Below are 623 nucleotides of genomic sequence, written 5' to 3' on the forward strand. Positions count from 1 at the left end.
ACAAGGCGAGATTGTTGTAGCTGGTAGCAAGGTCAGGATGGGAGGGAGGTAGGGATTGTTCTCGGATTTGAATAGCTTTAAGATGGAGAGGTTCGGCATCGTCGAGTTTGCCTTGAGCTTCGTACAACTCTGCGAGATTGTGGTAGCTGGTAGCGAGGTCAGGATGGGAGGGAGGTAGGGATTGTTCCCAGATTTGAACAGCTTTAAGATGGAGAGGTTCGGCATCGTCGTGTTTGCCTTGGGTTCGGTACAACTCTGCGAGATTGTTGTAGCTGGTAGCGAGGTCAGGATGGGAGGGAGGTAGGGATTGTTCCAAGATTTGAACAGCTTTTAAAAACAGAGGTTCGGCATCGTCGTGTTTGCCTTGAGCTTCGTACAACAAGGCGAGATTGTGGTAGCTTTGTGCAAGGTGAGGATGGGAGGGAGGTAGGGATTGTTCACAGATTTGAATAGCTTTTAAAAACAGAGGTTCGGCATCGTCGTGTTTGCCTTGGGTTCGGTACAACCCTGCGAGATTGTTGTAGCTGGTAGCGAGGCTGGGATGGGAGGGAGGTAGGGATTGTTCGTAGATTTGAATAGCTTTAAGATAGAGAGGTTCGGCATCGTCGTATTTGCCTTGGGTT

Annotated in this window: 1 protein-coding gene; it reads right to left on the bottom strand. The window is 49.4% G+C overall.

What is annotated here, in order from left to right; all coding sequences use genetic code 11:
- A partial coding sequence (locus AS151_RS20330) for a tetratricopeptide repeat-containing protein (protein ID WP_139240836.1) occupies window positions 1-623 on the bottom strand: 623 nt, incomplete at both ends.

This window comes from Geitlerinema sp. PCC 9228 (assembly GCF_001870905.1).
GTDB lineage: Bacteria > Cyanobacteriota > Cyanobacteriia > Cyanobacteriales > PCC-9228 > PCC-9228.